23 protein-coding genes are annotated in these 21161 nt (G+C 33.1%); 8 read left to right on the top strand and 15 right to left on the bottom strand.

Features of this window, described 5'->3' with window-relative positions; translation table 11 throughout:
- The 3 genes from GBO31_RS21595 to GBO31_RS21585 form a co-directional block, all read left to right on the top strand.
- Positions 1–220: hypothetical protein (locus tag GBO31_RS21595; RefSeq protein WP_429725822.1), on the top strand; the 220-nt coding region annotated here is incomplete at its 5' end.
- On the top strand, positions 213–1871 hold the full coding sequence (locus tag GBO31_RS21590) for an MBOAT family O-acyltransferase (RefSeq protein WP_219010597.1): 1659 nt from the start codon (positions 213–215) through the stop codon (positions 1869–1871). The genes GBO31_RS21595 and GBO31_RS21590, both read left to right, overlap by 8 nt.
- Positions 1872–2330: 459 nt before the next feature.
- Entirely contained in the window at positions 2331–2984 is a 654-nt protein-coding gene (locus tag GBO31_RS21585) for a uracil-DNA glycosylase family protein (protein ID WP_219010595.1), read from the top strand.
- 12 nt (positions 2985–2996) lie between these two features.
- Here GBO31_RS21585 and GBO31_RS21580 read toward each other — a convergent pair whose 3' ends face one another.
- On the bottom strand, positions 2997–3578 hold the full coding sequence (locus tag GBO31_RS21580) for a DUF1287 domain-containing protein (RefSeq protein WP_219010593.1): 582 nt from the start codon (positions 3576–3578) through the stop codon (positions 2997–2999).
- 214 nt (positions 3579–3792) lie between these two features.
- Here GBO31_RS21580 and GBO31_RS21575 point away from each other — a divergent pair, with 214 nt between their 5' ends.
- Positions 3793–5061 carry a hypothetical protein gene (locus GBO31_RS21575; RefSeq protein ID WP_219010592.1) on the top strand — a complete coding sequence of 423 codons (1269 nt, stop codon included), beginning with the start codon at positions 3793–3795 and terminating at the stop codon, positions 5059–5061.
- A 4-nt stretch (positions 5062–5065) separates the two neighbouring features.
- Here the strand turns inward: GBO31_RS21575 and GBO31_RS21570 are convergent, their stop codons facing one another.
- The 12 genes from GBO31_RS21570 to GBO31_RS21515 form a co-directional block, all read right to left on the bottom strand.
- A complete protein-coding gene (locus GBO31_RS21570) occupies positions 5066–5326 on the bottom strand; it encodes a DUF6576 domain-containing protein (protein WP_219010590.1) in 261 nt (86 codons plus the stop codon).
- Between the two features lie 69 nt (positions 5327–5395).
- The gene (locus GBO31_RS21565) at positions 5396–5986 is read right to left on the bottom strand and encodes a hypothetical protein (RefSeq protein ID WP_219010588.1); all 591 of its coding nucleotides are present in this window, start codon (positions 5984–5986) and stop codon (positions 5396–5398) included.
- Positions 5987–6060: 74 nt separating this feature from the next.
- Positions 6061–6822 (bottom strand): tryptophan synthase subunit alpha, encoded by a 762-nt coding sequence (gene trpA / locus GBO31_RS21560; RefSeq protein WP_219010586.1) that lies wholly within the window; start codon positions 6820–6822, stop codon positions 6061–6063.
- A gap of 229 nt (positions 6823–7051) precedes the next feature.
- The gene (locus tag GBO31_RS21555; RefSeq protein ID WP_343211333.1) at positions 7052–7264 is read right to left on the bottom strand and encodes a GIY-YIG nuclease family protein; all 213 of its coding nucleotides are present in this window, start codon (positions 7262–7264) and stop codon (positions 7052–7054) included.
- Positions 7265–7520: 256 nt separating this feature from the next.
- The gene (gene trpB, locus GBO31_RS21550) at positions 7521–8702 is read right to left on the bottom strand and encodes a tryptophan synthase subunit beta (protein ID WP_219010584.1); all 1182 of its coding nucleotides are present in this window, start codon (positions 8700–8702) and stop codon (positions 7521–7523) included.
- Between the two features lie 150 nt (positions 8703–8852).
- Positions 8853–9512 carry a phosphoribosylanthranilate isomerase gene (locus GBO31_RS21545; RefSeq protein ID WP_246615947.1) on the bottom strand — a complete coding sequence of 220 codons (660 nt, stop codon included), beginning with the start codon at positions 9510–9512 and terminating at the stop codon, positions 8853–8855.
- Positions 9509–10294, bottom strand: coding sequence for an indole-3-glycerol phosphate synthase TrpC (trpC, locus tag GBO31_RS21540; protein ID WP_219010599.1), 786 nt, complete (start codon positions 10292–10294; stop codon positions 9509–9511). The genes GBO31_RS21545 and trpC overlap by 4 nt, the downstream gene beginning before the upstream one ends.
- Positions 10295–10381: 87 nt before the next feature.
- Complete coding sequence (gene trpD / locus GBO31_RS21535; protein ID WP_219010582.1) at positions 10382–11377, bottom strand: anthranilate phosphoribosyltransferase; 996 nt, start codon at positions 11375–11377, stop codon at positions 10382–10384.
- A 42-nt stretch (positions 11378–11419) separates the two neighbouring features.
- Entirely contained in the window at positions 11420–11989 is a 570-nt protein-coding gene (locus tag GBO31_RS21530) for an anthranilate synthase component II (protein ID WP_219010573.1), read from the bottom strand.
- A gap of 158 nt (positions 11990–12147) precedes the next feature.
- Positions 12148–13545, bottom strand: coding sequence for an anthranilate synthase component I family protein (locus GBO31_RS21525; RefSeq protein WP_219010572.1), 1398 nt, complete (start codon positions 13543–13545; stop codon positions 12148–12150).
- A 230-nt stretch (positions 13546–13775) separates the two neighbouring features.
- Entirely contained in the window at positions 13776–14342 is a 567-nt protein-coding gene (locus tag GBO31_RS21520) for a YceI family protein (protein ID WP_219010569.1), read from the bottom strand.
- 42 nt (positions 14343–14384) lie between these two features.
- On the bottom strand, positions 14385–14837 hold the full coding sequence (locus tag GBO31_RS21515; protein ID WP_219010567.1) for a MarR family winged helix-turn-helix transcriptional regulator: 453 nt from the start codon (positions 14835–14837) through the stop codon (positions 14385–14387).
- Between the two features lie 219 nt (positions 14838–15056).
- Here GBO31_RS21515 and GBO31_RS21510 point away from each other — a divergent pair, with 219 nt between their 5' ends.
- The 4 genes from GBO31_RS21510 (at position 15057) to GBO31_RS21495 (ending at position 17098) form a co-directional block, all read left to right on the top strand.
- Positions 15057–15578 carry a TlpA family protein disulfide reductase gene (locus GBO31_RS21510; RefSeq protein WP_219010566.1) on the top strand — a complete coding sequence of 174 codons (522 nt, stop codon included), beginning with the start codon at positions 15057–15059 and terminating at the stop codon, positions 15576–15578.
- A 48-nt stretch (positions 15579–15626) separates the two neighbouring features.
- Entirely contained in the window at positions 15627–16253 is a 627-nt protein-coding gene (locus GBO31_RS21505; protein ID WP_219010565.1) for a thioredoxin family protein, read from the top strand.
- Positions 16254–16368: 115 nt separating this feature from the next.
- Complete coding sequence (locus GBO31_RS21500; RefSeq protein WP_219010564.1) at positions 16369–16683, top strand: rhodanese-like domain-containing protein; 315 nt, start codon at positions 16369–16371, stop codon at positions 16681–16683.
- 16 nt (positions 16684–16699) lie between these two features.
- A complete protein-coding gene (locus tag GBO31_RS21495; RefSeq protein WP_219010561.1) occupies positions 16700–17098 on the top strand; it encodes a rhodanese-like domain-containing protein in 399 nt (132 codons plus the stop codon).
- Between the two features lie 73 nt (positions 17099–17171).
- Here GBO31_RS21495 and GBO31_RS21490 read toward each other — a convergent pair whose 3' ends face one another.
- Both GBO31_RS21490 and GBO31_RS21485 read right to left on the bottom strand, forming a co-directional pair.
- On the bottom strand, positions 17172–19505 hold the full coding sequence (locus GBO31_RS21490) for an N-acetylmuramoyl-L-alanine amidase (protein WP_219010559.1): 2334 nt from the start codon (positions 19503–19505) through the stop codon (positions 17172–17174).
- A 114-nt stretch (positions 19506–19619) separates the two neighbouring features.
- Positions 19620–21161, bottom strand: a 1542-nt coding sequence (locus GBO31_RS21485; protein WP_219010557.1) for a peptidoglycan DD-metalloendopeptidase family protein, incomplete at its 5' end; no start/stop codon positions are given.

Here is a 21161-nt window from a genome sequence, read left to right as displayed (position 1 = left end):
GCATAAAATGGCGGTTTGGGATTTTTATKAAATAATGGGRGGTTTTAACTCTTCCAGAGATTGGTATCAGAACAAACTGATGCCAAAAGATAGAATACATTTTACACAATTGGGATATAGAATTAAAGCAGATTTATTGTTACAAGCGCTGACCAATTCATGGGAAAAAGAATTGCAGTTAGCTCCTAATTCTGTTTTGAATCAAATTATTAATGAATAGGTTAATAGATATTTTTTCTTTTTCAGAGGATTTTCCTTTGATATTTACGCAAGCAGATTTCTGGATTTTCTTTGCAGTTATCTACTTTTTGTATGCGATCATTTATAGTAAAAAGAGTTTGCGTAGCGCATATCTATTTGCTATCAGTTTACTCTTTTATTATAAAACCAGTGGTCTGTTTATAGGTATTTTACTTTTTAGTACGGTAAATGACTTTTTTCTTGGGAAAGGTATTTATTACAGTAAATCTGTTGTTGTAAAAAAACTACTGGTTGCTATAAGTGTAATTATTAACCTGAGTACCCTCTGTTATTTTAAATATGCTTATTTCTTTACAGAATCCTATAATGCTCTTTTTGATACAGATTATGAAGTGATCAATTATTTAGCACAGTTTGCCAATTCATGGGCAGATATAGATTATTTTACTGTTGATACCATCATTTTACCGGTTGGAATTTCGTTTTATACCTTCCAGACCATTAGTTATAGTGTAGATATCTATAGAAAACAAATAGAGCCGTTAAAGTCTATTATTGATTTTGGTTTTTTTGTGAGTTTCTTTCCACAGTTAGTAGCAGGTCCTATTGTAAGAGCAGCGGATTTTGTTCCTCAAATACGAAAGGAAATTTCAATTACTAAAGAAGATTTTGGAAATGCAACTTTTATGATTCTAAAAGGATTGATCAAAAAGATGTTGTTTGCAGATTTTATAGCCATGAATTTTATGGATCGTGTATTTGATGTGCCGGATATGTTTTCTGGTTTTACAAATATCATGGCCATGATTGGATATTCGTTGCAGATTTATGGTGATTTCTCTGGATATACAGATATCGCGATAGGATTGGCATTACTTATGGGATACAAGTTACCTGTCAATTTTAACTCGCCCTATAAAGCTATACATTGTGGTGATTTCTGGAAACGTTGGCATATATCCTTGTCTAGTTGGTTAAAAGACTATTTATATATCCCAATTGGAGGAAATCGTAATGGAAGTATTTTTTCTTATGTGTTTATTATCGTATTTACTTTTTTAGGAGCCTTTGCCTTTGCTGATTTTGGGATTGCTATTATTTCCACAGCTTTCATAGGTTTTTTACTCATCATAACCGTATTTTCTTCTACCGTAGCTTGGCATTTTAATCGAAATGTAAACATTATGATTACCATGCTAGTAGGTGGACTATGGCATGGAGCCTCTTGGAAGTTTGTGATTTGGGGAGGATTAAACGGGATTGGAATTGTAACCTATAAATATTGGCGTAAAATTAGTCCTTATGAAAATTCCAAAGCTTGGTATGCGCTATTATGGCGAATTGCACTGACTTTTGTCTTTATCACTTTTACTCGAATTTATTTTAGAGGTAATAGTATGGATCATATAGATCGTTTCTATCAGGCGGTTATGACGAATATGGATTGGGGTAATGCTTTGGCAGTATTATGGGAATATAGAATCGTATTTATCGTAATGCTTATTGGGTATATAACGCATTGGTTACCCTATAAAACCAAAGATTGGATATTGGATCAATTTATAAAAAGTCATATCGTTATAAAAGGTCTTATTGCCACCGTAGTAGCAATCATATGTTATCAGACATATGCTGCCGATTTCCAACCATTTATCTATTTCCAGTTTTAGAGAATCGAAGTTTTTAGAAAGGATATCTTAAAAAAATAGAGTGGATTCTTTTTTCTTACTTTTAATTTTTCCAATACAAATACAGATTTTCTTACTGTAAGTGTGAATTTGCACACATTCATTGGTAATTTGCATGCCTCCAGCTGAAATTTTGACAGTGCAAGCGTTAATTTGCACACGTCCAGCTGAAATTTTGCCAGGGTACGTGATGATTTGCACACATCCAGTGGAAGTTTTGGCGGTGCACATGAGTGTTTGGAGAGTGCACGTGTGTATTTGCATGAGGTAATTGGTTATTTGTATACATTACACGGCTGTTTTGTTTAGGTTTTATATATTCTATTTCATTGTTTTTAACGAGCGAAGAAAGTTTTGTAGGTAAAAGGGAATCTTTGTTAGTAATCAATAGACTTTTTTATAAATCTTTTTAACTTGGCGAAGCATAAATTCTAACTACGAGTGTTCAAACATATACACCCATACGAACCATTCTTTCCTGAAGGCGCTACTAAATTGATTGTAGGGACATTACCACCACCTAGATTTACAACAGGAGAATTAAATGAAAGAGATGTTGATTTTTGTTACGGAAGTAGTAATGGTTTGCTATGGCCTGTTTTGGATAAAATTTTTGAGCTACATCTAAAATATGAAACTACTCACGAAGCTGCAGAACAACGAAGGTCCTTTTTAACTTCACGAGAAATAGGAGTTTGTGATATTGTGGGGAGTTGCCTTCGCGAAAAAGTAGATGCTTCTGATTTAGGAATGAAAGACCCAAAATTACGGGATATTGTTTCTTATTTAAAACAATATCCAAAAATAGATACGCTGATATTTACAGGTGGCAATAGTAAAAATGGACCAGAATATTTTTTTAGAAAACATCTTAAAGAATATCAATTAAAGCTAGAAATAGTTTCTAATGAAATTCCTAGAATACATAGCTTTGCATTAGATAATCGAATCATTAAAACTGTTTCCTTAACCGCTCCTTCTGGAGCAGCGAATCGATCCATTGGAAGTTTGCAATTATATAAAGATCTAAAAAACGAGAATCCTAAATTCAATACAATAGACTTTAGAGTGATGCAGTATCGAGAGTTTTTTTAGTGGATGTATAGCTTATTTCTGATAGCGATAATGCCCTATGATCTTATAATCGAATAGGCAATCTGCCAATACTTGTCCGCCACCAATATTATGAACAATCAAATATCGCTGCTGATCACGGGATTTTTTATGTACAACCAATCCAATATGGGTAAGACCACCTCCTAAACTCCAACAAACGATATCTCCAGGAAGATAAGACGATGCCTGATCAGAAATAGATTTTACGGTACCAAACCTAGAAAAGAATTTCATTAAATTAGGAACTCTTCGATGATCGATATTTTTATCAGTTTTGGATAATCCCCAATTTTTAGGATACTTGCTAAAATTGACTTTCATATCCTCATGTACTTCCTTTTGTAGATCAATCCCTAATTTTCGATATGCTCTGATAACAACATCTGTACAAACTCCTTTATCACTGGGAACATCACCATTTGGATATGAAATTGAAAAGTAAGAAGGATCGTATGTAACCTCTTGCTCCGTTAAGGTTAAGGTAGCATCGGATAGTTTTTTGTAAAAATCTCCTTGAGCAATTAAGACATTACAACATAGGCATAGTATTAAATTTAAAATAAATCTAGGCATGAAATATTATTTTGAGTTTATTAACGTTATTAATGTTTTATTATTAAGAAAAATCTTGCATTATAAAAGATTAATTCTTTTTTTTGACGCCAGATTAAAAATAAACTAATTGTTTTAAAATACAAACAAGGATTTATTTGCGTCCCCCTAATCTGCATCTGAAATAATACCTCTTAGCGAAGGTGACTAAAAATAGTTACTAGGATATTTCGTTATGAGAATTCATTGTTTACTTGTTTTTTTCTACCTACTAGTTGGGCATACTTTTGCGCAGCAATTTGACGTGGAGTTTTCTAGAGATGGTTTATTGGTATTGAAAGAATTAGGGATGGAATCATCCCATATCATTGATTTTGATGTTGTAGCAGAAAGTAAAATCAATGTTTTATACGAAGCAGATTCTAAAAAGAACTTAGTCCGTTTGCATAAAAACGGAATGAAGGAGACAGATTTTTTTGCAAGTACAACAGGTTTAAATAATGAGTATACAATTCCTGTAGCAATTGATGCTAAATTAGATGGTAGTGTGTTAGTATTATCTAACTTTTGGAATGGTCATAGCTGGATGGTTTCTGTCAATGAATTTTATGAAGATGGAAATATGAATGTTGGTTTTGGAAGTAGCGGATATTACAAAAAGAACATTATGGATAATTTTGACGATAATTATGGTCAATCTATCCATGCTTCTGCTAATGATGAAATCATTGTTGTAGCAAAAGTTCAAAACTTTACGACGAATAGTGCTGCAAAAAAGGAAAAAATAGGAATATTAAAACTTTCCAATGCCGGAGAGACATTGTCTTCAGGATTGTATGACGATCATAACTTTACGCTTAATTGTGCTGCTATGGATAATGATCAGTTGTTATTAGCCTATTCAGAATCGATTGATGATGGGCAAGAACAAGCTACCTATTTAGCAAGTTTAGATAGCGATCAAATGGCATATAATAAACTGGATTGCATCACGATCGAAGAAAACTATCAATCATTTGATCATATTGTGTTATCTAATGAAAAGCTCTACACTTCTCAGATGGAAGATGATAGTGAAGGAGTTTATCATATTCGTAAATACGATGTAGAAGGAAATCGTGACACTTCTTTTTTCGATATGGGAAAAATGAGTTACAGTGCGGATATCTACAATACTAATTTTGTGGTGAACAAAAGTGGAGAAATATTTATTATTTCATCAAGTCTTGATAACGAGTTCGAGATATTAATCAAAAAGTTATTGTCTACAGGAGAAGTGGATACGAATTATGGGGTAGAAGGTGTTACTTCTCTGTATCTAAAGTATCCTATTCTTGATCTCAGTAAAATGCATTTAGATTATGAAGATAATCTATATATTTCGGGTGCCATGAGAATAGAAGGAAGTTCTTATGGTTTTATATCAAAAGTAAAGTTGAATATTCAGGAGTTAAAGAGAGAAAAATTAGAGAAATTTCTGGATAATTTATTCAAAAAAGAATAGTGAGCTATTTCGATAGTTCTTCCAATCGTTCTCTTTCTGTTTTGCTTAGTCTGTCGATTCCTTGATCGTTTATTTTTTCTAATAGATCATTGAGTTCTTTTTCCTTTTCAACTTTAGTAACGTTATACCGATCATCGATATCTAATAATCCTTCTGGTTTTTTCTGAATATCTTTTTTAAATTCTAAAAACCCTGGTTTAAACCATTTGATGAATACGACAATCAGAATAATGGCGATGATCAGAGGGATTGAAATAAAACTCATTATAAGTAGCTGTTGTTTTTATTTAAAGTTGATATAATCATCTAAGATAAGCATCATTTTGTAGATTACTTACTTTAAATTCATCATCTTATGATATAAACTGTCTAAATACATTTGTTGATTTGTATCATCACTGAAATATCTTTGATAATTAACACTGCACGATTCTATATCTAAAATATTTTTTTTGTTGAAAGACCAGTCATTTACGTTTTCTACCGTTATTCCTAAATCATCATTACAACTTTTCCACATCATAGAAAATTGAGTTTGTTCCTCTTCTTGTAATCTATTGAAATCAGCATAAACAGAAAAACCTTTCATTTCTGGATTAAAGAATTTTACAATCGAAGTAATAGGCACTCCAGCCCATTTTATAGTGGCTTCTTCATGAAAATCAATTTCAGTAATATCCTTTTCATCTAAAGGTTCTTTGTGTTCATTTTTTTTTCTAAACCAACGTTTTTCATAGGTAATTTTGGTTCCTTTTGGAACTAATATACCTTTGACTTCAACTGGTTCAGTAGTTAAAAAATAGGGGCTGTCATCTGGTTCATTAAGTACCCACATGGAACCAAGTGCTCTTATATACAAAAACAAGAAAATAACAGCTATAAATAAGATCAACCCTAAGGATATAAATATTTTTTTAGCATTCATTTTTTAAAAGTTTTGTATGATACGTAAACAACTATAGGCTATACAAAAATGTACTAGCTAATGTTTTTTGAGTACTATCGAATTTGCTGAATGAAATCTTCTACAGTATCAACCCCGTTTTGGGTTAGATGTTTGATAAAAGCAGATCCAATAATGGCACCTTTTGCTGTTTTAGTAGCCTGTAAAAAGGTTTCATTATTGCTAATTCCAAATCCTACTACTTGTGGATTTTTTAATTGAAGTCCTTCGATTCTTTCAAAATATTCTTGTTGTACATTACCAAAAGTGTTTTTAGCACCTGTAGTACTTGCAGAACTTACCATATAAATAAACCCATTAGAAACATTATCTATAAAACGTATGCGTTCTTCAGAAGTTTGTGGAGTAATAAGGAATACATTGATTAAGCCATATTTTTCAAAAGTTTCCTGGTATTGTTCATGATACTCGGCAACAGGTAGATCTGGAATAATTAAACCATCAATTCCTATTTCCTGGCATTTTGCGCAAAATGCTTCTACACCATATTGCATCATTGGATTAAAATATCCCATGATGATTAATGGAATGTTTACAGTTTCTCGAATATCTTCTAGTTGTTCGAAAAGTAATTTGGTGGTCATTCCATTTTTTAAAGCTACTGTAGAGCTTTCTTGTATGGTTGGACCATCGGCTAAAGGATCACTAAATGGCAATCCGATTTCAATCATATCCACACCACTTTTTTCTAAATCTTGAATGACTTTTTTCGTGTCATGTAATGATGGATATCCTGCAGTAAAATATATAGATAATAGCTTTTTATCTTGTGCTAAAGCTGTGTTTATTCTGTTCATATTTTTTAGTATTGAGTATTTAGTATAAAGTATTGAGTAAAAGTGACTTTGATATTAAATACACGCTGTTAATTTTTTTAGATGGTTTCTCTTATTTTATTTTGTCATCCCAGCGTAGGCTAGGATCTATTCTGTCTATTTAATCATACCAATCCGAAGCCAAATCATTCCAAAAGGGATTGTCTTCTTCGATAAGATTAATTTTCCATTGTCTTTTCCAAGTTTTTAATCATTTTTCTCTTATAATAGCATCATTTACATACTTATAAGTTTCAAAGTAAACCGATGTATTCAGGTTATACTTTTTTGTAAAGCCGTCAATCAATTTGTTTTTATGCTCAAAAACTCTTCTTTCAAGATTGTTAGTCATCCCTATATAAAGTGTTCCGTTTTTCTTGTTTGAAAGAATATATACAGCATACTGATGTTCTGGTTTTAGCATTTTGTTTTATTCCAGATTCCAGCCTACGCTGGAATGACAATGTTTTGTTATCAAGTTTAGTTTTACAATTTAAAATAATCGATATTTTAGCATTTTACTTTATTCTGGATTCCAGCCTACGCTGGAATGACAATTTCTTAATTTTTTTAGATGGTTTCTCTTATTTTATTGAGTATTAAGCTGTAATATGTAAAAGAAATAGTGCATTACAGACATTAGAATCTTCATACTAACTACTGAATACTCATTACTAATTTTACAATTTAAAATAATCGATATACGTATTTAGATCTTTATCACCTCTTCCGGATAAACTAATCACTACAATATCATCTGGTTTGAATTTTTTGTCATTAAAAATTGCTAAAGCATGTGATGTTTCAATAGCTGGAATGATTCCTTCCAATTGCGATAATTCTAAACCAGCGGTCATAGCATCATCATCGGTTACCGAAAAGAACTCTCCACGTCCTGATTTATACAAATGCGAATGTAATGGCCCAACTCCTGGATAATCCAATCCTGCAGAAATAGAATAAGGTTCTGTGATTTGTCCATCAGGAGTTTGCATTAATAATGTTTTACATCCATGTATAATCCCTTCTTTACCCAATTGTGAAGTTGCAGCGCTTTCACCACTATTAACTCCTTTTCCAGCAGCTTCTACCGCAATGATACCAACACTCGGTTCATCTAAGAAATGATAATACGTTCCGGCAGCATTACTTCCTCCTCCAATACAAGCTACAACATAATCCGGATTTTCTCTACCTTCTTTTTCTTTTAACTGCCATTTGATTTCTTCTGAAATAATAGACTGAAAACGAGTTACCATATCAGGGTAGGGATGAGGTCCAATAGCAGAACCTATGATATAATGCGTATCTACCGGATTATTAATCCAATCTCTTATAGCTTCATTCGTTGCGTCTTTTAAGGTTTTGCTTCCAGATTTTGCTGGTCGTACTTCTGCACCTAACATTTTCATACGTGCTACATTCGGAGCTTGACGTTTGATATCAATTTCTCCCATATACACGATACACTCAATACCCATTAAAGCACAAACGGTTGCTGTAGCGACACCATGTTGTCCCGCTCCAGTTTCAGCAATGATTCTGTTTTTACCTAATTTTTTGGCAACAAGGATTTGACCAATAGTATTATTTACCTTATGTGCTCCTGTATGATTCAGGTCTTCACGTTTAAGATACACTTTCGTATTATGTTTCTCTGAAAGTCGTTTCGCATAATACAAAGGTGATGGTCGACCTACATAATCGCGTAATAGCTGATCAAACTCTTCTTTAAAAGAAGGTTCATTCATGATGTCTAAATAGGTGGATCGTAACTCTTCCACATTTGGATATAGCATTTCTGGAATGTATGCTCCACCAAAGTCGCCGTAATATCCTTTTTCATTTACTTGATAGCTCATTTTATTTTTTGTTTTTATGTTTTGGGCGTGACCTTCGCTCTCCTCAGGTCGGGCTATCCGTTGCAATTCCTCGTTTTGTTTTTCTCTGTTTATACTTCGACAAGCTTAGTATGACAATCAAAGAAAAACAAAGCTGTGGGATTTACACTGCTATCCCTCACGCATTCTATTTAATTCTTCTTTAAATATTTTTAATTCCTCAATATTTTTTAATCCTGGAGCTGTTTCAAATTTACTATTTACATCTATGGCATGAATAGGTAAATCTGTTTTTAGAATTTCTTTTACTTTTTCAATCTCTTCTAATCCAATACCACCACTTAATACAAAAGGTGTTTTGGATGGATAGTTATTTAAAACACTCCAATCAAATGTATATCCATTGCCTCCTTTTTCTTTTCCTTTAGTATCAAAAAGAAAATAATCTACAATTCCTTCATAAGCCTTTAGTATTTCAAAATCAAATTGATCTTTGATGGAAAAAACTTTCCATATTTCAATAGATTGAGTGCTCTCTGTTTCAGAAAAACGCTCCAGCTCAGCTTGTAAATCCTTACAATATTGAGAGGATTCGCTTCCGTGCAATTGAATTACCTTAAAATCATATGTTTTTACTTTTTCAACTACAAAACCTATGGTTGCATCCACAAAAACTCCTGTTTTTTTTATAGTTGCAGGCAACTTTGGAATTTCTTCATCGAAATTTCTGGGTGATTTTTCATAGAAAATAAAGCCTAGATAGTCTGGTTGTAATCCAGTAACAGCTTCCATATTTTCCTGATATTTCATTCCGCAGACTTTTAGCTTCATGATTGCAATGCTTTTATAAATTCTATAGCGCTCTGACCTGGATTTTCTGTTTTCATAAAGTTTTCACCAATAAGAAAACCTTCGTAATCATATTGCTGTAAATCTTTGATAGCTTCGATACTACTAATACCGCTTTCAGAAACTTTTACAAAATCATCCGGAATATGTTTGCTAAGTTCTTTGCTTACATCCGTACTAACTTCAAAAGTTTTAAGGTTACGATTGTTAACTCCAAGCATATCTAGAGAAGGCATGATGGATTTTTCTAATTCTTCTAAATTGTGTACTTCTAATAATACATCCAGTGATAGTTTTTTGGCGAACTCAGAAAGTGATTTTATTTCATCTCTCGATAGCACTGCTGCAATTAATAAGATGACGTCTGCGCCATATGCTTTGGCTTCTAATAACTGATATTCATCAATAATAAACTCTTTACGCAATAATGGCATAGATGCGGATGCTCTTGCAAGTACTAAATCATCCAAAGATCCTCCAAAATATTTTCCATCTGTAAGCACAGACATTCCACATACGCCAGCGGTTTCATAACCAATAGCGACATCTTGTACACTTACCTTTTGATTGATCACTGCTTTTGAAGGAGATCTACGTTTATGTTCTGCAATAATTCCGGTATTACTTTTTCGCAAGGCTTCCGCCAGGGAGTTTCCTTGTCTATTAAATAATACTGAATTTTCTAGTTGTTGAACTGGGATAATACTTTTTCTAAGTTCAACTTCTTTGTATTTATCGGAAACTATTTTGTTTAGTATGTTCATCATTTGTCATCCTGAACTTGTTTCAGGATCTTATTAATTAGTACTCTTTTCTTAGATTCCAGATCAAGTCTGGAATGACAATTTTATTTAGTTTTTACTCAATTCTTGTACTTTTTTTAAGGCTGTCAATCCTTTTCCTGATAGCAAGGATTCTTTTGCTTTTTCGAAGCCTTCTTTAGGTTGTAATCCTTCTACAGTGGCGATGGCCATACCAGCATTGGCACAAACTACATCGTTCTGCGCTTGGGTACCTTTACCACTAAGGATGTTCATGAAAATAGTAGCAGATTCTTCGATAGAATCACCACCAACAATATCTTCCATTTGTAAAGCTTGTACTCCAAAATCTTCTGGAGTAAGCATTCCTTCTGTGTTATTAGATATGGTTTTGGTACTTCCAGTAAGTGAAATTTCATCATATCCATCTAACGCATGAATAATGGTAAAGTTTTTATCTGTATTTTGATATAGATATCCGTACATCCTTGCGAGTTCAAGGTTAAAAACTCCTACGATTTGATTCTTCGGAAATGCAGGGTTTACCATCGGGCCTAACATATTGAAGAACGTCTTTACTCCTAATTCTCTTCGTATCGGAGCTACATTTTTCATTGCAGGATGAAATAGAGGAGCATGCAACACACAAATTCCAGCTTCATCTATACTTTTCTTCAAAAAGTCTTTATCATTACTAAACTTAATTCCCAGATGTTCCATCACATTAGAACTACCACATTTAGAAGAAACTCCATAATTACCATGTTTAGTGACTTTGATTCCGGCACCTGCAGAAACAAAAGAGGATAAGGTGGAAATATTAAAAGTGTCTTTTCCATCTCCACCAGTACCACAAAGATCTATAGGATTATATTCGCTGAGGTCAACAGCAATGCATAGTTCTAACAGTGCGTCTCTAAAACCTTCTAATTCTTCAACGGTAATACTACGCATCATATAAACGGTAAGAAAAGAAGCAATTTGACTTTGGTTGTAAGCTCCTTGAGAGATATTAACAAGAACTTGTTTTGCTTCTTCTTTAGAGATTGTTTCGTGATTGATTAATCTATTTAGTAATGCTTTCATTGTGTGTTTTAATTTTGTACTTCTTGTTTCGTATACCAGATACTAATTATTAATCCAATTTTCTAATATCTTCTTTCCATCAGGAGTAAGAACAGATTCTGGATGAAATTGAACACCTCTTACGTCTAGTTCTTTATGTCGGATGGACATAATTTGTCCATTCTCGTCAAATGAAGTGGCTTCCAGACAAGAAGGTAGATCCTGATCAGATACTACCCAGGAATGATATCGACCAACATCAAAAGAATCATTGAGTCCTTCAAAAATAGCTTCGTCAGAGACGGTAAGTTTCACTTTGGTAGCAACGCCATGATATACATCATCAAGATTGATAAGGCTACCGCCAAAAACTTCTCCAATTGCCTGTTGCCCTAGACATACACCAAAAATACTTTTGGAATCCGCATAGGTTTTGATAATATCTTTTAATAGCCCAGCTTCATCTGGAATTCCAGGACCTGGCGAAAGTAATATTTTATCAAAAGCAGCTACTTCCTCAATATGTAGTTGGTCATTTCGTTTTACTATCACCTCGCAACCTAAATCCTCTAAATAATGGACCAGATTATACACGAAAGAATCGTAGTTGTCTATTACTAATACTTTTTTCATTTTTTATTTAGTTTCAAAGTCTCAGAGTTTCAAAGTATCTGAGTTTTGTTTCACGTTTATTCTTTGCTACTTAGTTTTTAGCCTCTCGTGTTAGGGATAGTAGCTAGCTACCATGTAGCGTGGATAGCCCGCCCCAAGCCTAAGCGTGGGGAACACCCCTATATTTCTTCAGCAAGTTTTAATGCTTTGGTTAATGCTCCTAGTTTATTGTATACTTCTTGTAGTTCATTTTCTTCATTGGATTCGTTTACTAATCCTGCTCCAGCCTGCCAATGTAGTGTGTGATTTTTACTCAAAAATGTTCGAATCATAATAGCATGATTAAAATTTCCTGAGAAATCCATAAACCCAATGGCACCTCCATAAAAATCTCTGTTCACTGTTTCATATTTTTCAATAAGTTGCATCGCCATATGTTTTGGTGCACCACTTAAAGTTCCTGCAGGGAAGGTATCGGCAACAACTTGCATTGTAGTCGTATCTTTGTGTTTTTTTCCTGTAACCTTACTTACCAAGTGAATCACATGAGAGTAAAATTGTACCTCTCTATACGTTTCTACGGTTACCTCACTTCCGTTTCGGCTTAAATCATTTCGAGCCAGATCAACTAGCATTACATGTTCTGCATTTTCCTTTTCATCTGCAGATAACTTTTTTGCTAGTTCAGCATCTTGTTCATCATTACCAGTTCGTTTAAAGGTTCCGGCGATAGGATGTATTTCAGCAAGATCATCTTTTACCACTAATTGAGCTTCTGGAGAACTTCCGAATATTTTAAAATCACCATAATCAAAATAGAATAGGTAAGGAGATGGATTGATACTTCGTAAAGCGCGATATACATTAAATTCATCTCCCTTGAATTTTTGAGAAAAACGTTTGGATAGTACTAATTGAAAAACATCTCCTCGCTGACAGTGCTTTTTTGCTAGGGCAACATGCTCTTTATATTGTTCATCGTCTAGGTTGGAAGTAGTTTCATCAACAGTTGTAAAGTTATAAGAAGCAAAATTTTTAACGTTTAACAGCGATTCTATTTCAGAAATGTTACTTTCAGATTCATAGCAATGCGCAAAAATATAAGCTTCGTTATTAAAATGATTGATGGCAATTATATTTTGATATACGGTATACTGCATATCTGGTATATCGAGAGCTCCATCTTTTTTAGTAATGCTTATATTTTCAAAATAGCGAACTGCATCATACGCAATGTATCCAAACAATCCATTATTAATAAATTTAAAGTCGCTTTTTGAAGTTTTGAACTGCTGTCCAAAATTTTCAATAATTAAAGGGATATTGGTGTCTTCAGTTATACTGGTTTCAGTATGAGTTTTGTCCGGAAACGACTGATAAATGGTTTCATTTTCTATTTTGATGTTAGCAATTGGGTTGCAACAGATATAGGAAAAACTATTTTCGTTTCCTCTGTAATCACTACTTTCCAAGAGCAAACTGTTAGGAAATCGATCTCTAATTTTTAGATAAACGCTTACTGGTGTAATCGTATCAGCCAGAATTTGTTTGAAATGTGTGGTTAATGTATAACTCATTTTAGATTTTTGATATTTATATTTTTATAATACCCTTTAATTATGTCCATAAAAAAAGGCTTGTCGTGATTTGACAAGCCTTTTATATGTTTACTTAACTATATGACAGGAGCTATCTCACGACGTTTTCGTTATAAGATAACCACCACCAAGTATTTGTTAAGATTAAATTCATTTTTTATTTAATTGGCTCAAATATATAAATTAATTATAATTCAAAAAACAAAAAATTACATTTTTAAATTTACTGCTAATTCAAACTCATCGTTGATAGCTTTATCTCCTAGGTTGTCGAAGAAACTTCCTGACCCATATTTGATTCCATATTTAGTTCTATCTACGCTTAAAGTAGTCTTAGCAGAATTACCATTTACAGATAGATCAAACGTTATTGGGTTTGTTTTTCCTTTTATGGTAAGGTTTCCGGTTACTTTATAACCTTTGCCTGATTTGGAAGCTTTGGTTATAACAAGTTTTGCACTTTGGTGGTTTTTAATACCAAAGAAATCATCAGAGCTTAAATGCCCTTCAAGTTTTTCCTTTCCTTTTCCAGCTTCAAGATCTGTTACCTGTAAAGAGGTCATATCAACAGCAAATTCTCCACCTGTTAGTACGTTTTTATCGAACATTAAAAAACCACTGGAAAAATTCAATGTACCAGAGTGTTTGCCAGTAATTTTCTTACCTGTCCATGCTATTGAACTTTCCGTAACATTGATCTTTTTTTGTTGGGCAATTGTAGTTGTCGTAACGAATGCAATAAGTGCAAGGATTCCTAATTTAAGTTTGGTTTTCATGATTTTTAAAAATTTTAAGGATTATTAAATTGTGATTACTTGTTAACTTCTAAGTTTGTTTAATAAATTATTGAGTGTAATTAGTTCTTCTTCAGATAGATTTGAAGTAGTTTTTTTTTCAAAATTGTCAATAACTGGACTTATTTTATCCAAGAATTGCTGACCTTCTTTTGTAATAGTGATTTCTACTTTTCTTCTGTTAGTCTCACAAGTGACTCTTTTTACGAAGTCCTTTTTGATAAGCTTGTCGACCAATCTTGTAGTATTACTCATTTTGCTTACCATTCTTTCTTGAATAGTCGATAGATTTGCAGGTTTTCCTTTCTGACCTTTGAGAATTCTAAGTACATTAAATTGTTGTATAGAAAGATCATAGGTTTTAAGTTCTGCACTTACTCTTTCACTAATCCAGTTTTCTGTGTATAAAATATTGACGATAGCTTTCCTGGAAATAGGAAGTTCTTCTTTAGTCTTTATTACATCTTCTATATTCATATGTATGTACAATATTTGTATATACAAATGTATAAGATTGATTGTTTTTATCTTCCTAAATAGATACTAATTCTTTGTTAAAGTTATTATTAGTGCTATACGTAAATAGTATTATTGTCGAAATTATTGAATTCTTAAAATCCTAAAATTATCTATATGAACTATTTAAACCATGTTAATTTCCTTTTAGGTAATAACACGTTTTAATATTTTAGTATAATGCGAAAATTGGTCTTATATATAGGATTGACAATATTGTTATCCAATTGCAAAGGAGAACAAACAATAGCTATTGAAGCTACGAATGTTTTTTCTGGCAAAGGAGTGGAAATACCAGTATATGATTTTGAAAACTTCGAGCACCTTTTAAATATTAATGATGGGAAAACTCGTGTGATTAATTTCTGGGCCACTTGGTGCAAACCGTGTGTGGCGGAGCTTCCTTATTTTGAATTGATTAATAGTCGATATCCAGATAAAGAGGTAGAGGTTATATTAGTAAGTTTAGATTTGCCAAATCATGTAGAATCTAAATTAATCCCTTTTGTTAGAAAACAACGAATACAAAGTAAAATCGTATTACTAGACGATCCAGATGCTAATACTTGGATTCCGAAAGTAAATGAAAATTGGTCAGGATCTATTCCTGCAACGATTATATACAAAGGAAATACTTCAAATTTTTATGAACGCTCTTTTACATATGATGAATTAGAGAGAGAACTTAAAAAAATATTATAGCAATATTTTTGGGCTTGGATATTAGAAAAACTTAATAACGCAAACAAAATGAAAACTTTAAAAATTTTAGTGGTAGTGGTTTTAGTAATCGCGGTAAGTGCATTTGCTATTGACAAAGTTAATGTGAGTGAGACTGATAAAGGTTACACAATAGGAGATACTGCTACGGATTTTAACTTGAAGAACATTGATGATAAGATGGTTTCTTTAAAAGATTATAAGGATGCCAAAGGGTTTATTGTAATCTTTACTTGTAATCACTGTCCTTATTCGGTAGCTTATGAAGATAGAATTATTGAATTAGATAAAAAGTTTAAGAGTAAAGGATATCCAGTAGTTGCTATTAATCCAAATAATCCTAAAGCCTATCCAACGGACAGTTTTGATGAAATGAAGGTAAGAGCAAAAGAAAAAGGATTTACGTTTCCTTATCTATTCGATGATGGTCAAAAAATATATCCACAATACGGTGCTACTAAAACACCTCATGTGTATATCCTAGAAAAGACTTCCAATGGTAATTTAGTGCGATACATAGGAGCTATTGATAATAATTATAAAGATGCCTCTGCTGCAGATGAAAAGTATGTAGAAGACGCGGTTAATGCTTTATTGAAGGGAGAAAAAGTTCCTGTAGAAACTACAAAAGCAATTGGTTGCAGCATAAAAGCATAATTCAAAAGAATTTTATTCATAATTGAACCAAGATGGTCGTAATTTTCATCTTGTAGACTTATATTTGTAAGGAATTGCAAATCCAAACGTTCAATTAAATAAATGAAAATATAATATGGTCGAAGATATCACACAAGATCAGTGGGAAGATCTTATTGCTAAAGATACGAATGCTGTAATTTTAGATGTTAGAACTGAAGAAGAAGTAGAAGATGGTTTTATACCGAATATGCTTAATATAGACATACGAATGGGGCAAGGTTTTCTTGATGAAATAGAAAAGCTTGACAAATCCAAAAACTATTATGTGTATTGTAGATCAGGAGGTCGTAGTGCACAGGCATGTACTTTAATGAATCAAATGGGATTTGAAACAACGTATAATTTACTTGGCGGATTTATGAATTGGAATGGTGAAGTTGCCGAATAACAATTAGCTCATACTTATGAAAATCAAAACAATAGTAACCGTTTTTATCTTTTCGATTCTACTTGTTAATTGTAATGATAAAAATAACGATACCGCAGTTGTAGAGCTTATCACTGTGGAAGAAATGGATTCTTTACTGGAAATGGAAAAAGTACAGTTAGTGGACGTTAGGACACCTAAAGAATATGGTGATGGGCATATCGAAGGTGCTATAAATATTGATTTTACGGATGAGAACTTTGAAACACTACTCTCAGAAATAGATAAATCAAAACCTGTGGCTGTTTATTGTGGTCGTGGTGGTAGAAGTGGTAAGTGTTCTGCTTACATGAAAAAAGCAGGATTTACCAAGATTTATGATCTGGATGGAGGTATTACCGAATGGAAATATAAAGGGAAACCGGTTAAAAAATAGTCGGTATAAAGTTTATAATCAAAAAGCCGGATCTGATTTCAGATCCGGCTTTTTTTTTAAGTAATTATCCTGCTTATTGTTTTAATAATCGAGAATAGAAAATGTTTTTTCCGTTTGCAATCTTTACAATGTAATTACCTGAGTATATATTCTGTATTACTGGACTAATATTTAAGGTCGATTGTCCAGTTTCTGTTGGTATATGAAGCATTTTGTTCAATAGCTTACCAGTAAGATCATATATAGAAATAATAACTTTTGTATTTGAGGTTGCTCCAAATATTAGATTTAATGAGTTATCTGATATTGGATTTGGATATATAATTGGATGAGGTATAGTAAACTTTGTGTCATCTAAAAGATCTGGATTCTGACGAGATAAAGAGCTGATGGTTACATCCAGATTCCCTGGTGTAGACCAATTACCAGCTGCATCTCTTACCAGACTTTTGATTTTTCCACTACGCCTTCTTAGGTCTTTGGTAACTGCTGGTCCTGCAGTGATAGTTTGTGTATTCCCATCTCTAAATTTATATACTTTCAAATCATCAAATTCTACCATAGTTTTATTAGTTCTTAAGGATATCGAACTTCCATTTTTGATAGGTGAAGTATCTGTCCATCTTAAAATTGACTTATTGTTTTTAAAGATTTCTATCACTCCAAAACCTGGACTATATGTAATTTTGTAATTAGCCCATTTATTATCTTGAGATACATTACCGATAGCTCTAAAGTTGAGTACATTATTTACAGTTTCGTAGATTCGCACTTTATTGTCTTCTCCACTAAACCATATGAGATAAGAATTTCCTCTTTGAGTCTGTGTTGCATCATCTGCCATGATATGAATTCCAAACTTTCTAGGTCCTGAGGTGGACTCTACCTTTGCTGCAAATTCATATAAATAAGGTAATCCTGAGTTTTGAGCCAAATAAGAGCTTAATTTTGTGTTATCAGATGAAGTGTTAGACTGTCTTAAGCGTCCATTAGTACTGGTCCAGTTACCATCTCCTGTAGTATATCCTGAATAGAAAACATTAAAATTATCATTGAAGAAGCCATTATTCCGATTCGTATACCAATTATTGCCATATTTCTCCAGCACTTGATAAAACCTTCTCGTTACATCTATGTTGTCATTATCATTAAAATTCGCTGTAAAATCACCAGTTTGTGTATTACCTCCAGAAGCACTAATCGAAGTAGTTGGTACTTCGCTATCCGTCTCATCACCATTATCTCCTCCGCCATCTCCAGAACAATTATTGTCTATAAGGTTTTGTACTCTAGTTCTAATACTAGGCAGAATTGCATACCCTCCATCTCCGGGACAAGCTGAACATCCACCTCCATCTCTATGACCTGAAATGTTTCTTAAAGAACCATTAATAGAATAGTGGTAAGATGATCCAACAGGATTAATATTTTCTTTTGCTGCTTTCCAAGCTAATAAATCGCTTAAAGAATTTTGGGTGGCTACTTTCGGAGTAGCTGAAGAGTAATTTCCTAGCATGCAAACACCAATTGTATTTCGATTTCGACCACAAAAATGAGCACCTACTGCATTATCTCCACCAGCTCTTCCTTCATATATAATCCCATTAGGATCTATAAGGAAATTATATCCAATGTCTGACCATCCATTAGAATTCATATGAAAGTTTTGAACAGATCTTACTCTTGCGGCCCAATCATTACTAGAATTAGATCCAAACTCATGATGCACTATAAGATGTGTAACATTAGAATTAGGAAATGAGCTTCTTGGTGGTCTTGCTCCCCATTGTGACCGGGATACTATTGAAGGTCTACTACAAGCTGCTCGATTTATGTTTTGAGATTTTGTGTTATTTATTTGTTCTAACATCCTTTTTGGAGTAGCTCCAGGACTGTAATGTTTAAGTGTTATTTTTTTCAAAATCATCTCGTCTTTAGCCGTATTACTGAAAGCATATTGGATAAAGGATATGGATTTGTCTAAATACAAAAGAGAGGTAATAAGGTTTGTTTCATTAATTTGATCTGAATGCCCTTCAAAAGGAACTTCTTCCCAATCTGACCATTTTTTTCCTTCTTCGGATGTTCTATAGGTAACTAAAATAGCGTCATGATCTAAGTTTGTCCCTTTTAATTGGAGATAACTACTTATAAAGGGTTCTGGTTTTACAAGTGAAATCTGTGTTGGATTAAGGATGATTTTTTTAGAGCTTGATGTTTTAGGAAAAATAGCTCCTTCGTTGCTAAATTTTACATTGGTCGAGGTATAGCTAATAACTCTTTTTGAAGTTAATTCAATGGTATTTTCAGAAGAACTTTCTCCTTTGAACTTAATTTCTTGGGACCAAATTGTTTGTTGTAATAGTAAACCAATAATTATGTAAATAAATTGTCTGTGAGTTTTCATGATGATGTTAGTTAGTGTTTGAGTTCGTGTTTATTAAGTGGTTTTGTAAGAAAAAGGACTCTGACTCTTTGTTAACCAGGTGAGTAGAGCCCTTTTTACACACTTACAAAAAACTTACTTTTTGATAACCGATATCGTTTTTGAAACTTTATGATCCTTTACTTGAATGAAGTAGTGTCCGTTTTCTAAAGAAGTAAAGTGACTGCTCAGATCTATAGATTGATTTTCGGTTTTCTTAATATTCTTTCTAAAAGATGTTAATGCCCTTCCTGTGATGTCTATAATTGCTATAGAAATTTGTGAACTAAATTGAGAAAGATTCGTCAATTTAATATCTTCTCCATTCGTCGGGTTAGGATATACAATGAGGCTATTCTCTAAGAAAGTGTCATCTTTTATGAATGTATTTTGTCTGGAAAGAGAGCTAATGGTAACATCTAAATTTCCCGGAGTAGACCAATTTCCTGCTGCATCTCGCACCAAGCTTTTGATTTTTCCATTTCTTCTTCTGATATCTTTTGTAATTCCCGATCCTGCAGTAATAGAAGTACTAGTAGTTGCTCTAAATTTGTAAACTTTTAGATCGTCAAATTCTACCATTGTTTTGTTGGTCCTTAGAGAAATAGTACTCCCATTTTTGATGGGTGTTGTATCTGTCCAACGTACTAATGATTTATTATTTCTAAAAATTTCAATAACACCAAATCCAGGACTATAAGTGATTTTGTAGTTAGCCCATTTATTGTCTAAGATTACATCGCCAATGGTTCTAAAATTGAGTTGATTATTAACAGTTTCATAGATTCTGACCTTGTTGTCTTCTCCGCTAAACCATATCAAATAAGAATTTCCTCTCTGGCTTAGGTCTGGATTATCTGCCATAATGTGGATGCCGAATTTTCTAGGTCCAGAAGTTGATATGGTTTTTGCAGAGAACTCATATAAGTAGGGGAGTCCGGAATTTTGTGATAAATAGGTGTTTAATTTTGTGTTATCCGATGAAATATCAGATTGACGTAGATGTCCGTTATTGATATTCCAATTGCCTTCTCCATAAGTGTATCCAGAATACAATACATTAAAATTATCATTAAAGAAACCGTTACCGCGATTTGCATACCAATTATTTCCATATTGCTCTAGTGCTTGATAAAACCTTCTGGTAACTGCAATATTATCAGAATCGGTATAGTTTGCCGTAAAATCTCCTGATTGTGTGTTTCCTCCGGTAGCGCTAATTGAGGTTGTTGGAGCTTGTGTATCTGCTTGTGATCCAAATGAATTTCTAGATCGATAAATAAAGTTTTGTCTGGGTTGTCCAGCATCCGAAAATGATCCAGGAGTAGGTGAGTTTCCTCCTGAAGCTCTCCATTCAAAATGAATATGGTCTCCGGTAGATCCGCCAGTTGTTCCTTCTAGGGCAATCACTTGTCCTTTTTGTACCGATTGTCCTTGACTTACCAATAGTGTCTTATTATGTGCATAATATGTACGTGTTCCATCACTATGTCTGATGATGACCAATCTGCCATAACCGCTAGATAGACTACCGCTAATTCCTGAAAAAGATACTACTCCCGCTGCTGATGCTCTCACATTATCATCTCCAGATAATGAAGTAGCAAAATCGATGGCATGGTATCCGTGATGACCACC

This window comes from Aquimarina litoralis, assembly GCF_019295435.1.
GTDB classification, from domain to species: Bacteria; Bacteroidota; Bacteroidia; order Flavobacteriales; family Flavobacteriaceae; genus Aquimarina; species Aquimarina litoralis_A.
The sequence above is the reverse complement of the archived record's forward strand: the minus strand, read 5'-3'. Positions and strand labels throughout refer to the sequence as shown.